This window comes from Acetobacter thailandicus, assembly GCF_011516655.1.
In the GTDB taxonomy this organism is placed as follows: Bacteria; Pseudomonadota; Alphaproteobacteria; order Acetobacterales; family Acetobacteraceae; genus Acetobacter; species Acetobacter thailandicus.
Genome location: NZ_WOSV01000002.1, coordinates 141192 through 153264, shown reverse-complemented (window position 1 = coordinate 153264; position 12073 = coordinate 141192). Strand labels below are relative to the sequence as shown.

Here is a 12073-nt window from a genome sequence, read left to right as displayed (position 1 = left end):
TATTATCTTTTCATAATGACCTGTACCGGTCACAAAGCGTGGTGTGCGATCTATGCAGGGTGTTCAGACTTTTGAAAAATACGTTTTTAAAGCTGACCCGGATCGTGCCTTATGTGCAAGTTTTTTGCCGGAACCTGCCCGGCAGAATATTTTTTTGCTCCTTGCGTTTCATGACGAAATAACCAGAGCCCTTGTGCCTGGTCGTTCAGCTACGATTGCAGGCCCGATGGCGGCCTATATCAGGTTGCAGTGGTGGCGCGACGTGCTTGAGGGCACCCGTCCGCCTGAGCACGAACTGGCTACGCTGTTGCTCAGTGCCCTGCAGGCAAAAAAATTTCGCACCGAAACAGTTACGGATCTTCTGGAGGCAAGGGAAAGTGAACTGTCGGCAGAAGGGGATCCGTCATCCTGGGCTGCGATGATGCTCAAAGGCAGTGGTGGTCTTCAGCGCGCGGTGGGTGAGGCGCTGGGCATTACAGATGCAGAGACGCTCGACGGTCTTGCCGCATGTGGTGCAGCTTATGGTGCAGGGGCAATGCTGCGCCACTGGCCGGTGCTGCAAAAGGCGGGCGGGCGTTATCTTTTTCCTGGTGAGGCTGATGGGCTCAGGCAGGCAGGCCTCGTGTTTCTGGCTGAGGCAGAGCAGAAAATTGCGAGGGGGTCGCTTGCGGCAAAGGCTGCATTGCCAGCCGTGCTGTCGCGTCGTGACCTGCAGCGTGATAGTACTCAGGCCGGCCGCCCCAGAGGCCTTGGGGATAAATGCGCCGTTATTGCAGCCGGCCTGAAAACACGCTGGTCAGGCAACAAAACCTGACCAGCAGGATTATTAATGCCGTTCAGGCATCATTGGCCGTCATATGCTCCATAATGCCGATCAGAGCAGAATAGTCTGAATCAGGCGAAGCGCGTTTTGTCAGTGAGAGCTGTTGCGTAACAGCTGCCAGTGTTGGCACAGGCACAGCCTCGCGTGCAGCGGCATCCACAAACAGGCGCATATCCTTCTGCATCAGGCGGGCAGGGAACTGAGGTGAGAAGTCACCATTTTTGGCTGCGAGGATTTTGCGTTTGTGGTGTGGCGAAATAACGGCCACATTATCAAGCGCGTCAAACAGCATCGACCGGTCAAGGCCTGCTGCCAGCCCATAAGCAATACCCTCTGCAACGGCAGCAAGGCCTGCACCCATAATGGCGTTAATGACGAGTTTGAGGCGCGCACCACTGCCGGCGGGGCCGGCATGGATCGTAATTTTACCAATGATGTCAAAAACTGGTTTCGCACGAGCCAGTTCTTCGTCTGTGCCACCGGCAAGAACAACAAGTGCGCCTTTATCAGCCTCGGGTGTGCTGCCTGAAACCGGGCAGTCTATGACAACCGCGCCACTCGCCTGGCCAGATTCGTACAATCTGGTTGTCGCTTCGGGAGAGACAGAACTCGTGTTAAGCAGTAATGCCCCTTTTTTAATACCGCTGAGTGCCCCGTTTTCTCCATACATAGAGGCGGCAAGAGCCTCATCGTCAGGTACGCACACTAAAACGATGTCAGCGTTACGGGCGACGTCTGCCGGAGCAGGTAAAAATGAGACTGAGCCATCGCCCCCTTTGCCAGAGGGCGTGTAGGCAATAATGCCATATCCGGCCTGCTTAAGGTGAGCAGCCATACGGCAGGCCATTGCACCAAAGCCAATGAACCCAATAGTCTGAGAGTGTGCCATGCGCTGTGTTCCTTATCTTTATATGTCTTCACGAGCATTATGGTAATATGCGCCGGTATGCCCATAACTGACGACCGGGCGACTATCCAGCAGGGATAATGAACTATGACAGTCTATCGCTATCCACGACCAGCCCCTTCAGAGATCACACCGCGTCATTTGTTTCTTTCTCGCAGAAAAATGATAGCCTCAGCAGCTATGGGCGTGGTAGCAGCCGGTGTGTCGCCTTATTCTGCTCTGGCAGCAGAGGCAGGGCAGATTGACGGGCGGGGCTGGCCTGCGCCTGATAAACCGACATCGCTGAATGATATTACGCATTATAATAATTTTTACGAATTCGGGACGGATAAATCTGATCCTGAAGCTTTATCAGGTGATTTTGTTTCAAGGCCCTGGCGTGTGCAGGTTGACGGGCTGGTTGACCACCCGAAGGTGTGGGATATTGATGAACTGATCCGTCAGTTCGGGCAGCAGGACCGCCTGTATCGTATGCGCTGTGTTGAAGCCTGGTCGATGGTTATTCCGTGGAACGGGTTTGAGCTTGGTGCGCTGTTGCGTGCAGTCTCACCTAAAAGCGAAGCCCGTTACGTTGCGTTTACCTCTGTCGTCAGGCCTGAGCAGATGCCGGGGCAGAGAGGCGGGGCATTTTCTCTGACATGGCCGTATACTGAGGGACTGCGGCTTGATGAAGCAATGCATCCGTTAACTATTCTGGCAACTGGTGTGTATGGGCAGACGATGCCAGCACAAAACGGCGCGCCTGTCAGGCTGGTGGTGCCATGGAAATATGGTTTTAAAGGCATCAAGTCGATTACGCGCATTACGCTCACCGATAGACAGCCACCTGCAAGCTGGAACGTCATGGCCCCGAATGAATATGGATTTTATGCCAACGTGAACCCTGCTGTTGATCACCCGCGCTGGAGCCAGGCAAGTGAGCAGATTATTGGGCAGGGGAGTTTGTTTTATACAGCACGTAAACCCACTCAGCTTTTTAACGGATATGCAGAGCAGGTAAGCGGGCTTTATAAAGGCATGGATCTGAATAAGGATTTTTAGGTGATGTCAGGGCGGTCAGTCTCTTCGCGACAAAAAAACGGGTTTACTCCCGTTAAAAGGCAGGTGCTGCTTTATCTGTTTTTTCTGGCTCCGTTCGTGTTTGACCTTACAGCCGGTGTTATGGGCAATCTGGGGCCTGACCCTGCACACTACTGCCTGCATGATTTTGGTCGTTATGCGATACGTTTTTTACTGCTCTCCCTCGCCATTACGCCGCTCAAGCGCTTTGCGGGAGTTGACCTTATGCTCTGGCGCCGGCCGCTGGGCCTGCTGGCGTTTACTTATGCTGCGCTACATATTTTCTTTTATGTGGTTGTGATCAGACATGTTGATACGCATGTTTTGTGGCGTGATGTCACAACACGCCCTTTTCTGATTTTTGGTTTGCTGACTTTTTTAATTTTGTTACCCCTGGCGCTGACGTCAACCCGTAAAACAATAAAGGCACTGGGGCGCTGGTGGCGGCCTTTGCATCGTCTGGTGTATGGTGCGGCTATCCTGGCCAGTATCCATTATATGATCGCGTTTAAAACGTGGCATGTGCAGCCTTTTGTGTATGCTGCTCTGGTTTGTATTTTCCTGTCTTTTCGTCTGATCAGGAAAGGTCGCACCCCGCGCCGTGCCTGAATGTAAGAAAATAACAGCCTGTGATACAACAAATATGACGACAAAAGAGATGAGCGGCAGGCTTGCATTTGCAGGTGAGGGGGTCCATGCTGCTCATTGCAGATGATATGTTTCTTTTGATTAGACATCCTGACAGAAAGTATTACGATGCGAATGAAATTTTTGCTTGCTGGTCTTGCTGGTTTTGCTCTGATGACACCGGTAGTCCATGCCGATACACTGCATAACGACTGGGAAAATTATAAAGCCGGGCGCGCTCTTAAACGCCTCTCCGGCGAGGGGCAGAAAACTCTTACTGACGTTTTCCAGATTCAGGCTCTGCTGAACCAGGGAAAAACCAGCGAAGCTCTTCCTCTTCTGGCTGATGCTCAGAAAAACCTGCAGGCTGCGGGTCTGTCAGAGAAAAAATTTCTTGCAGATGAAAAACAGCTGACGGCCGCTTCAGGTCATGTGGCTGCACCTGCACATAAAAGCACGACCGGCACAGTAACCTGGATCCCCGTTGGTGGTCAGTTTGTTGTTGATGATACGCTGGTGCCTGAAAAACAGCAGGCTGTTAAATCAGCTAACGATAAGCTGAAAGCTGGTCAGACGGATCAGGCAGCACAGGTATTTCAGGTGGTCGGTCAGGACAGTGACCTGATGATTGCTCTGGCACCTCTGAACGATACTCTTGCCAGTCTGCACCGCGCTGAAGTTTTCGCTGAAGCGAAGCAGAGCAAGGAAGCTCTGGATGCGATTTCAGATATCCTGAATGGCATTATTTTCATCTCTGATAATGTATTTATTACGGCAGCACCTCCTCCTCCGGGAGCAGCTGCGCTTGCTGCAGCAGCACCGGTGAAAAAGTAAGTTTTTATGCTTTCCCCGCTGTTATAAAGCGGGGAAAGTAGTTTTTAGTGTTGGTTACGCGATTTTTCTCAGAAGAGCTGCAGAGCTCTGGTCAACATTGATAAATGTGACCGTTTTTCCTCTGCCTCGCAGGCGGGCTGCAATTTTCTCCACTGTATCCGCCGCACTTATATCCCATATTCTTGCCTGACTTAAGTCGAGCACAATTGTGCTTTCCGGTGCCTGAAAATCTATGGCATCGTTAAGAATGTCAGTTGAAGCAAAGAAGATTTGTCCCGCAACATAGTATGTTATGGTTTGTGCATCGGCACTGGTTTGGCTGGTGACATGTAAAAGCTTCATCACCTGAAATGAGAAAAACAAACCATTCAGCAACACGCCACAGGCAACGCCGGCTGCAAGGTCGTGCGTGAGAATAACAACCCCCACAGTAACCAGCATAACAGTTGAGGAGAGGCGGGGGTGGCGTATAAGCTCGTTAAGAGATGACCATGAAAACGTGCTGACAGAAACCATGATCATAATGGCAACCAGTGCAGCCACGGGCACTTTTGCAACGAAATCGTGAAAAACTACCAGCAGAAGAAGCAGAAAAGCACCAGCCGTAAAGGTTGAAAGTCTGCCTTTGCCACCATAGCGCAGGTTGCCAACAGTCTGACCAATCATACCGCAGCCAGCCATGCCGCCAAAAAGGCCTGCGAGAATATTTGAAATCCCAAGCCCGGTGCATTCCATTCGTTTATTGCTGTGAGTGTCTGTCATTTCGTCAACAACAGTGGCGGTCAGCAAAGATTCAAGAATACCCACCATGGCCATTGCCACAGAATATGGCAGCACTATTTCCAAAGTTTCTAACGACCAGGGCACAGCAGGCAGAGTAAAGGCAGGCAGACCTTTTGGTAAGGCACCCAGGTCTGCAACGACATGAACCGGCATCGGCCAGACCATTGTTACTGTTGTGAGTGCCAGGATGCAGATAAGAGGGGATGGGATGGTAGTTGTTATTCTCGGCAGAAGATAGACGATCGCCAGCCCCAGCGCGATCAGAGCATAGGTCTGCCAGCTGACATGGATCATTTGTGGCAGCTGGGCTGAAAAAATCAGAATAGCCAGCGCGTTGACAAATCCTTTCTCAACATCGCGCGAAACAAAACGCATCATGCTCTGTAGTTTTAGCGCGCCAAAAAGAATTTGAATAAGGCCAGCCAGGGCGGTGGCAAGTAGCAGATACTGAAAGCCGTGGCTATGCACCAGGCCGGCTGCGACCAGAGCAACTGAACCTGCCGCGCCCGAAATCATACCGGGCCGGCCGCCTGTTATGGCAATGGCAATGCTGATGACAAAGGAGGCAAAAAGGCCGACCTCAGGGGCAACACCTGCAGCGTAGGAGAAAGCGATAACTTCAGGAATAAGAGCGAAGGTTCCCACCATGCCGGCAAGAATGTTTTTGACAGGACTGTCTGTCCATTCCCGGATGTACTGGTTAACGGTCACACAAAACCTTTCTGTCTCAAAGACGATACTGTTCTGTTTATTAAAAAAGGGTGAGCGAACAGTTTATCGTGACAGAGCCAGGAATGTAAGAGCTGAATACCCTCAGCATGTTAGCCTGTGGTGTGTGAGGGTATAGCGCGGCTCAGAACTCAGCGCGGATGGAGCCAAAGAACTGGCGCGGAGCACCAAGCAGAATGGACTGATTGTTAAAAGCGCTGTTGTTTGAGTTATCCATCGTGAAACCGTTTTGCCCCATTGTTGAGGCATATTTCGTGCCTGACAGGTTATAGATGTTAAAAGAGAACACGATCTTATGCACATTAAGCGCACGTTTTGAGCTAAGGCCTATGTCATGAAGGGTATAAGACAGACCAAGATCGCTCATCCAGTAGGGAGCCATTTTGAAGTCACCAACATAGTCAAAGCTGCGGCGGCTGTAATATTGCGCATCAACATAGGCTTCAATGCTGTGATACTCATAAGAGAGGCGCGATTTATACATAAATTTAGGGTAGGCAACGACCTGATGGTTTTTTGTATTATAGGTTTTGCCACCGCTTGAAATGTTCTGATCATAGACTGAATGATTGTAGCTTACGCTGTTAAACAGTGCCAGGCGCGGAGCCAGCATAACTGTAATGCCGGCATCAACACCATTCATGGTGACACCGCCTACGTTCTGCACTGTGGCCGTTGTGTTTGAGAGCAGGGCACCACTGCCTGTGTTTGAAAGAATTTGTTGCAGGCGGTTGTTAAAGTTTGTCCGGTAAAGATACAGACTGGCCTGAACAATTTTGTCGGTATAGCGATAGCCCGCGGCAAAGGTCCATGCAGTTTCCGGACGTAGAGAGTCCTTTGTTGCGTTATAGGCTGCCTGTGAGACGGCCATTGGCGCGTTGCTGGAGTTATAGCCTGACTGAGAATAGGCGTGGGCATTTTTAGAAATATCAAAGAAAATCTGGTGTTTTCTCAGGAAAATCCAGTCAGCACTGATATGTGGCAGAAAAGCATAAGCTGTTGTCAGGCTCTGGCTGCTGGTGAGAGTGGGGTACATCAGGCTCCAGTTTTGTGCATCGCCAACCCGTGTGACATTTTGCATAGATTTAAAGCCAAAATGCAGAGCAAGTGACGGTACAGGGTGCCAGGTATCCTGCACAAAGGCCGTGAATGTATTGGTATTATACTGCTGCCCCCAGAGGGTACGTCTGGGTACGCCTTTAAAGCTGCCAAACGGGTTCAGGGGAGAGCCCTCACCAGGCAAAGGCTGCTGATACGCATAGGCAAAGCTTGAGTAATGGTTGTTTTCATACCATACGCCAGCTGAAATGGCATGATGTCCTATAGAATAATTAAATGATGAAAGAATGCCATAACGCTCGATATAGGGTTTGCGCACCTGTTCAAAAATACGCCCGCCATTAAGGCGTACTTTATCGTCTTCAACCGGGCAGGGGCTGGCTGTGGGGTTTGAGCAGGCATAAGGGTTGGCATAGGTGCCGTGCCCGGTTTCCTCATGGCCGTAAAATGTGGTTTTCCAGCGTAGTTTATTTGTCAGCAGCAGGTCAGCTGTTACCCCGCCAAAGTAATCCCCTGATGTCGCTGTGCTGTCATAATAAGAGGCATCTTTCGGGTCGTTAATATTTTTATATGATGCCGGAAATTTTCCTTCCGAAGCGTTATAGGCATTCTGCCAGGCGTTAGGCAGCCCATAAAAATTATCAATATAATAGCCGTTATTTTTCAGCCAGTTGGGCGTATAATCCTGGTAGTTGACCATTTGTAGCTGGTCCCAGTCAAAAAAGGCTGACACCTGGCTTTGCCTGCCAATGGGTTGTACCAGCTTGGCGTTGACCTGTTGCATAAACTGGTCACCGCCGCCTTTCCATTTATCTGTCTGGTTACGCATATAAGAGGCATAAAATTTTGTGCCGCTGTCGTTCAGTCTGCCAGAATCAAAACGGAAAAAAGAGTGGTATAGCGCATTACTGCCAAAGGTCTGGTTAATCTGCCCACCCATTTTGTCCCGCGGTGATGAGGAGACATAGTTGATCGTGCCCCCCAGATTGTTGGTGCTGGCGGATGATTCAGCCCCGGCGCTCTGGGTGACATCAAGGCGTTCAACATTTTCAGATGAAATGGCCTGGATAGGGTTCAGACCATTATAGTTACGAAAAGTAGGTTCACCCAGCGGCATACCATCAAGGGTCATACCAATAGCCGTTTGCTGGAAGCCATGCATGTAGAGCTGGTTAGAGTAAGTGTCGAGACCTTGCGGATCGTCAGACTGAAACTGCACACCGGGCATTTGCGCCAGAGTTTTAAGGGGGTTGGTGCCGGGTACCTGCTGCTCAAGAATCTGGTGTCTGAGCGTTACTTGTGAAGAGCGCAGAATATGTCGGCCGCTTACAGCCAGTTCTTCAGACTGAGCGACCGGGGCGGCTCCCTTTTTTTTCTTTTTGGGTGCTGCGGTATGAGCGGGGTGAGATGTGTTGCCTGTATGTAAGGTCGCAGCATGTGTCTCGGCCAGGAAAAATATGCCGCATACCGGCAGCCATCTGACTGAGGAGAAAATTTTCATGCGAAAACCTTTGGGTAAAACATAAGGGCGAATTCCACTGCGGTTAGCATAAGACGCCCTGAATTTTTAGATATAAACATGATCATCGTAAGTTTGATTAATAAATAAATAAGGCAGTGAAACATAAATATCACACAAAATAAAACGTATATTAAAAATAAACGAATTAATTTCGTTGTTTTTTATGTGTTTTCTGTAATATGCTACAAAAATCGTGGAAACATTCTGTGTGCTCATAATGTGCAGCGTGAAGGATGAGTATGATGGCGTTAGCAGTTTATCAGAATAACTTTACAGACAAGGCAGCTCAGAAATGGCAGGTCAAACGCCTGTCATCTCATATTGGTGCTGTCGTTAAGGGCGTGGAGCTGCATAAGCCGCTCTCTGTCTCTGATATCGCCTCTCTTCGTGGTCTTTTGCTTCAGCATCAGGTGCTGTTTTTTCGTGATCAGGAAATTACACCGCGCCAGCATCGTGACCTTGGTCTGGCATTTGGCTCGCTGCACCGGCATCCTGTTTATCCTACGGTGCCTGATGTGCCTGAGGCCATTGTGCTTGATACTGCTCAGAATGATCTGAAAGATAATGCCTTGTGGCATACAGACGTCACATTTTCTGAGACACCGCCTATGGGGGCCATCCTGGTCGCCCGCCACCTGCCTGAAATAGGCGGAGATACGCTATGGGCCAGTGGCACAGCCGCCTATGATGCTTTGTCAGAGCCTATGAAAGTCCATCTGGACAATCTGACCGCATTGCACGATTTTACACGGTCCTTTCCTTTGTCACGTTTTGGACGAACGGAGGAGGAACGCCGTCGCTGGGCTGAAATTCGCAACAGCCATTTGCCTGTTGAACATCCGGTTATTCGTGTGCATCCTGAAACCGGACAAAAAGCCATTTTTGTTAATGAGGGTTTCACGACAGAAATCTGTGATATTGATGCTGAGGAAAGTGCAGCATTACTGGCGTTTTTATTTCGTCATATGGCACGTCCTGAATTTCATATGCGCTGGTCCTGGCGTGCGGGTGATGTCGCATTCTGGGATAACCGCATCACACAACATTATGCGACGGATGATTACCGGCCCAGTCGCCGTATTATGCATCGCATTACCATTCTGGGAGACAAGCCTTTTGGTCCGGCAGATAAACCCGTTTTGTGACAGTGACTGTCGTGCGTAAAAGCCCGGTTTCTTCAGATGTAACACAGAAGAAACTGGCTGACTGGCACGTTTCTATGATCTCTGTTGGCGGCATTATTGGCGCTGGTCTTTTTATTGGTACTTCTGCGACAATCTCTGCCGCCGGGCCTGCTGTGCTTGCCTCTTATCTGCTGGCTGGTGCGCTTGTCTGGGTTGTGATGATTTTGCTCGGGCGTCTGGCCCGTTATCAAAAAGGGCAGGGATCGTTTATTTCACATATTTCGGGTGTTCTTGGGCAACGAAGCGGGTTTGTTGCCGGCTGGAGCTACGCTTTTCTGTGGGTCGTAACCGGAGGGGCGCAGGCTGTTGCCGGGGGGCTTATCCTCAATGACCTGTTTGCTATCCCGGCTTTTGCCGGGTCTGCTGCTCTGATTGTTCTCGCACTTTTACTTAATGCCATGCCTGTGCGGGCCTATGGGAAAAGTGAGGTAATTTTGTCAGTGCTCAAATTACTGAGCCTGACATTATTTGTCGGCCTTGGCGTTTACTGGTTTGCAAAAACACCTGATTCCGTAAATCTGGTTCACGCAAATCTTATGGGGCATGGCGGTTTTTTTCCTTTTGGCCTGTGGGCTGTCCCGGTTGTTGTGCCAATGATCGTGCAGACTTTTACCGGTTGTGAAATAGCTTTTGTTGCCTCTGCTGAAAGTGATGAGCCTGAGAAAAATATCCGGCGTACAGTTCTGCGTGTTCCGTTTCTGGTTTTACTGTTCTATCTGGGGTCAGTACTGGTTATTTTGTGTCTCAGACCCTGGACTGACGTACATTCGGGCCATTCGCCATTTTTGCTGGTGATGGATTATCTGGCATTCCCGTTCGCTGGTTCTGCGGTCATTATCATGACGCTTGTGGCGGTGATCTCCTGCCTTAACTCCTCGAAATACGTTGTGTCACGCGTGTTGCGCGAGCTCTCAGACCTGGGCTGTGCCCCGGCAAGGCTGGCTTATTCCTCACGTTATGGGGTGCCATTACGGGCCGTTGCCCTGAGTACAGTGTTTGAAGTGCTGATAGTGTTGTCCGCTGTCTGGTCTCCTTCACATGTCTATGCGATTCTGCTTGGGGCTTCAGGTACATTAATTTTGTTCGTTTATTTTATGGTGTCTTTGTCCTGTCTGCGGCTTTCACGTGCTCAGGCACTAAGGGCGACAGGCTTGCTGGCCAGTATTTCAGCTCTGCTGATGGGTTTTTTGTTCCTTGTCATCCCGCTTTTTCCTGAAAGCAGACTTGATGGCCTTATAGCCTTTGTATTTATCGCTCTTGCAACTGGTGTCAGTTTCAGAGTGCTGCGCTCTTCTGATGGTGATTGCGCCGGATAGGAGGAGTGTTCTATTGGGGGAGTATGGCTATGATACGCAGTGACACCCCCTTTCTTGTCTGGATACTGGCCGGTGAAGCCAGTGGAGATGTGCTTGGCGCCCGTCTGATGTCTGCCCTGCGGGCTTATGCGCCGGCTGTACGTTTTGTCGGAATAGGTGGCACACGCATGGAGGAGGAGGGGCTTCAAAGTCTTTTCCCTATGCGTGACCTGGCAGTGATGGGCCTGGTTGAAATTCTGCCGCGTGTTCGTGCCCTTTCTGCTCGTCTTGATCAGGCTGTTGAAGATGTTGCGCGCCAGAAACCCGATCTCGTTATTACTATCGACAGCCCTGGTTTTGCGCTGCGTCTGTTAAGGCGTATTGCAGGGCAGGCCTGTTTGCGTGTGCATTATGTTGCTCCGCAGGTATGGGCCTGGCGACAAAAGCGGGTGAAAAAATTCCCAGGCTTGTGGGATGAACTTCTGTGCCTTCTGCCTTTCGAGGAGGATTTTTTCAGGCAGCATGGCTTAGTGGCTCGTTTTGTCGGCCACCCGGTTATTCAGTCTTCTGCCTGTCAGGGAGATGCTGAGCGTTTTCGTCGGAAATACCGGCTTTCAGAGAGTGCCCGCGTACTGGTGCTGATGCCCGGCAGCCGTCGCTCTGAAGTGCCCCGCCTGTTGCCAGTTTTGGGTAAAATGCTGACCCTTTTACAGCGTATGATGCCAGATGTGGTGCCGGTTATTCCGGTTTCTCCTGTCGTGGCTGCTACAGTCCTGCATCAAACAGTACAATGGCCGGTAAAGCCGGTTATTGTGACGGATATTGAAGATAAACATGATGCCTTTGCAGCTGCCGGCGCCGCTTTAACAAAATCAGGTACATCAACACTTGAGCTGGCAATGGCAGGCGTGCCAATGGCAGTTACTTATCGGGTTAACCCGCTTACGGCTATGATGGCGCGCAGGCTTATTCGTGTGCCTTATGTGGCTATGGTCAATCTGCTCGCTAAACGGGAAATTGTGCCTGAGCTGTTACAGGAGAAATGTAACCCGCACACTCTGGCTCGCGCTGTACAGCGTCTTTTTGATAAGCCCGAAGTTGCTCTGAGGCAAAAAGCAGCTTTTAAAGAGGTTATCAATAGCCTGAAAGGGCCGGAGGGGTGCCTGCCGGCTGACGCCGCCGCCCAGGAGGTGCTGACCCTGCTGGTCAGGCGCGGTAAAATTATACCGCGCTGAGTGTCAGGATAAAGCG

Annotated in this window: 10 protein-coding genes; 7 read left to right on the top strand and 3 right to left on the bottom strand. The window is 50.5% G+C overall.

Annotated features, from left to right (window positions below):
- Window positions 1–52 precede the first annotated feature (52 nt).
- Complete coding sequence (locus GOB58_RS03350; protein ID WP_173559348.1) at window positions 53–814, top strand: squalene/phytoene synthase family protein; 762 nt, start codon at window positions 53–55, stop codon at window positions 812–814.
- A 22-nt stretch (window positions 815–836) separates the two neighbouring features.
- Here GOB58_RS03350 and GOB58_RS03345 read toward each other — a convergent pair whose 3' ends face one another.
- The gene (locus tag GOB58_RS03345) at window positions 837–1712 is read right to left on the bottom strand and encodes an NAD(P)-dependent oxidoreductase (protein WP_086554920.1); all 876 of its coding nucleotides are present in this window, start codon (window positions 1710–1712) and stop codon (window positions 837–839) included.
- A 105-nt stretch (window positions 1713–1817) separates the two neighbouring features.
- On the opposite strand from GOB58_RS03345, the gene msrP reads away from it, so the two are divergent.
- The 3 genes from msrP to GOB58_RS03330 all read left to right on the top strand — a co-directional run bounded on the left by msrP (window position 1818) and on the right by GOB58_RS03330 (window position 4250).
- Window positions 1818–2771 (top strand): protein-methionine-sulfoxide reductase catalytic subunit MsrP, encoded by a 954-nt coding sequence (gene msrP, locus GOB58_RS03340; protein ID WP_173559347.1) that lies wholly within the window; start codon window positions 1818–1820, stop codon window positions 2769–2771.
- 3 nt (window positions 2772–2774) lie between these two features.
- Window positions 2775–3398 carry a protein-methionine-sulfoxide reductase heme-binding subunit MsrQ gene (locus GOB58_RS03335; protein WP_086554922.1) on the top strand — a complete coding sequence of 208 codons (624 nt, stop codon included), beginning with the start codon at window positions 2775–2777 and terminating at the stop codon, window positions 3396–3398.
- 147 nt (window positions 3399–3545) lie between these two features.
- Entirely contained in the window at window positions 3546–4250 is a 705-nt protein-coding gene (locus GOB58_RS03330; protein ID WP_173559346.1) for a YfdX family protein, read from the top strand.
- 54 nt (window positions 4251–4304) lie between these two features.
- On the opposite strand, the gene GOB58_RS03325 is transcribed toward GOB58_RS03330, so the two are convergent.
- The gene (locus tag GOB58_RS03325) at window positions 4305–5744 is read right to left on the bottom strand and encodes a SulP family inorganic anion transporter (protein WP_173559345.1); all 1440 of its coding nucleotides are present in this window, start codon (window positions 5742–5744) and stop codon (window positions 4305–4307) included.
- Window positions 5745–5886: 142 nt separating this feature from the next.
- Entirely contained in the window at window positions 5887–8322 is a 2436-nt protein-coding gene (locus tag GOB58_RS03320) for a TonB-dependent receptor (RefSeq protein WP_173559344.1), read from the bottom strand.
- Between the two features lie 260 nt (window positions 8323–8582).
- On the opposite strand from GOB58_RS03320, the gene tauD reads away from it, so the two are divergent.
- From tauD to lpxB, 3 genes are read left to right on the top strand one after another with little or no spacing between them, the layout of a single operon-like run.
- Window positions 8583–9488 carry a taurine dioxygenase gene (gene tauD / locus GOB58_RS03315; RefSeq protein ID WP_407651720.1) on the top strand — a complete coding sequence of 302 codons (906 nt, stop codon included), beginning with the start codon at window positions 8583–8585 and terminating at the stop codon, window positions 9486–9488.
- Window positions 9485–10843 carry an amino acid permease gene (locus GOB58_RS03310; protein ID WP_265792302.1) on the top strand — a complete coding sequence of 453 codons (1359 nt, stop codon included), beginning with the start codon at window positions 9485–9487 and terminating at the stop codon, window positions 10841–10843. Before tauD ends, GOB58_RS03310 begins: the two co-directional genes overlap by 4 nt.
- 29 nt (window positions 10844–10872) lie before the next feature.
- Window positions 10873–12057, top strand: coding sequence for a lipid-A-disaccharide synthase (lpxB, locus tag GOB58_RS03305; protein ID WP_173559342.1), 1185 nt, complete (start codon window positions 10873–10875; stop codon window positions 12055–12057).
- Window positions 12058–12073 lie beyond the last annotated feature (16 nt).

Bases quoted from the DNA above. Each gene is read 5' to 3' on its own strand.
- GOB58_RS03330 (WP_173559346.1), top strand. From the start codon at position 3,546: ATGCGAATGAAATTTTTGCTTGCTGGTCTTGCTGGTTTTGCTCTGATG.
- tauD (WP_407651720.1), top strand. From the start codon at position 8,583: ATGATGGCGTTAGCAGTTTATCAGAATAACTTTACAGACAAGGCAGCT.
- GOB58_RS03320 (WP_173559344.1), bottom strand. From the start codon at position 8,322: ATGAAAATTTTCTCCTCAGTCAGATGGCTGCCGGTATGCGGCATATTT.
- msrP (WP_173559347.1), top strand. From the start codon at position 1,818: ATGACAGTCTATCGCTATCCACGACCAGCCCCTTCAGAGATCACACCG.
- GOB58_RS03335 (WP_086554922.1), top strand. From the start codon at position 2,775: ATGTCAGGGCGGTCAGTCTCTTCGCGACAAAAAAACGGGTTTACTCCC.
- GOB58_RS03350 (WP_173559348.1), top strand. From the start codon at position 53: ATGCAGGGTGTTCAGACTTTTGAAAAATACGTTTTTAAAGCTGACCCG.
- GOB58_RS03345 (WP_086554920.1), bottom strand. From the start codon at position 1,712: ATGGCACACTCTCAGACTATTGGGTTCATTGGCTTTGGTGCAATGGCC.
- lpxB (WP_173559342.1), top strand. From the start codon at position 10,873: ATGATACGCAGTGACACCCCCTTTCTTGTCTGGATACTGGCCGGTGAA.